At 60.8% G+C, this 1,715-nt stretch carries 2 protein-coding genes; both read left to right on the top strand.

Annotation, left to right across the window (positions count from 1 at the left end; genetic code table 11):
- The first annotated feature begins 43 nt into the window (after positions 1-43).
- The gene (locus tag VEZ52_RS13460; RefSeq protein WP_324837271.1) at positions 44-1,282 is read left to right on the top strand and encodes a dihydrolipoamide acetyltransferase family protein; all 1,239 of its coding nucleotides are present in this window, start codon (positions 44-46) and stop codon (positions 1,280-1,282) included.
- Between the two features lie 16 nt (positions 1,283-1,298).
- Positions 1,299-1,661 carry a Lin0512 family protein gene (locus tag VEZ52_RS13455; RefSeq protein ID WP_022660107.1) on the top strand — a complete coding sequence of 121 codons (363 nt, stop codon included), beginning with the start codon at positions 1,299-1,301 and terminating at the stop codon, positions 1,659-1,661.
- The last annotated feature ends 54 nt before the right edge of the window (positions 1,662-1,715 follow it).

The raw sequence follows: 1,715 nt of genomic DNA, 5'->3' as shown, positions 1-1,715 counted from the left end.
TAGGCATAAACGCGTGCGCCACATCGGCGCAAGGAGGTAGCGGATGGCCTACGAAGTGCAGATGCCCAAATGGGGCCTCACCATGAAAACAGGCAAGATTGCGCGCTGGCTTGTGGCCGAAGGCGGTGCGGTGGCAGTGGGACAACCCCTGCTGGAAGTGGAAACGGACAAGATCACCAACGTGGTCGAATCTCCGGCAGGCGGCGTGCTTTTGCAGATTGTCAGCCCGCAGGGCGAGGTTGTTCCCGTCATGCAGGTTATCGGCATTATTGGCGAATCTGGAGAGGCTGTGGCAGCCCCTGCCTCGCAAAACGCAGATGCGGCGGCCAGCCCTGCAGCTTCTGCCGCTTCCGGAGCCAAAAGCCAGGGATCAGCCGCGCAGGCCAATATGGCGCAAGGTGAAGTCCGCGCCATGCCAGCAGCCCGCAAGGCCGCCAAAGAACTTGGCGTTGACCTGGCAACAGTAACGGGCACAGGGCGCGACGGCATTGTTACAGAAAAGGATGTTCGCGCCGCCCACGAAGCAGCCGCAAAAGCCCCGGCCCCGGCCAGCGCGGCCCCGGCGCAACCCTGCTCCACCCCTGATGCAGATGCGGACGAAGTCATCCCCATGGACGGCCTGCGCAAGCTCATAGCAGACAACATGCAGGCCAGCCTGCAAAACGCGGCGCAGCTGACCGTTTTTGTGGAAGCCGATGTTACTGAAATGGTTTCCCTGCGCGACACAATGCTGGCCCGCAACAAAAAAGACCCGGAATACCGCCTCTCGTTCAACGACATCATCGCTTTTGCCGTGTGCCGCGCACTCAGGCAGCACCCCGTCATGAACACCACCCTGCAGGCAGACGGCATCCACATGCACAAACATGTGAACCTTGGCATCGCCGTTTCGCTTGATACGGGCCTCATTGTTCCCAACGTCAGAAATGCGGACACGTTCAGCCTTGAAGAACTCAAGGCCAAGGTGCGCGACGCTGCCAGCCGCGCCCGCAAGGGCGGCCTTTCCATGGACGAGATTTCCGGCGGCACCTTTACCATTTCCAATGTGAGCATGCTTGGCGTGGATGGCTTTACCCCCATCCTCAACCCGCCGGAAACAAGCATCCTCGGCGTGGGCCGCGTGGTGGAAAAGCCGGGCGTTCTTGAGGGCCAGCTGTGCGTGCGCAAGATGATGACCCTTTCCCTCACCTTCAACCACATGGTCACCGATGGCGGCCCGGCCATGAGTTTCCTGCGCACACTTGCGGACATGCTTGAACAGCCCGTGCGCATGCTGGGCTAGTCAGCGGAGGAATCCAATGCTGCAACGTTACGTGGTTGAACTGGGCACAGGGGCCGACCTGCACGGCGCAAACATGACCAAGGCCGCATACCGCGCTGTTAAGGACGCCATTTCGCGCAGCTGCCTGTGCGGCCTGGTGGAGATACTCGGGCGCGGCTCGTTTCAGGGAGTGCATGTGCACGCGCGTATTGCCGTGCCCGAACCTGATCTGGTGGACAAGGAGGCAGTGCTTGCCGCCATCCCCATCGGGGAAAAGAGCATTGAGGTCGTTACGGGCGGCTTGCGCACCCCAGGCCTTGAAGTTGCCTGCTTCAGCCCCGGTTGCAGCGACATCGTGTTGGCCTGCGCGGCCCTGACCGTGTCGGTAGATATTGACTGAGTCGGCACCACAATCAGCAATCTGAGGAGAGTACCATGAAACATCCCGACAAAA

This window comes from Desulfovibrio sp. (assembly GCF_035644575.1).
Lineage (GTDB): Bacteria > Desulfobacterota > Desulfovibrionia > Desulfovibrionales > Desulfovibrionaceae > Desulfovibrio.
This window is presented reverse-complemented; position numbering and strand designations above follow the sequence as displayed.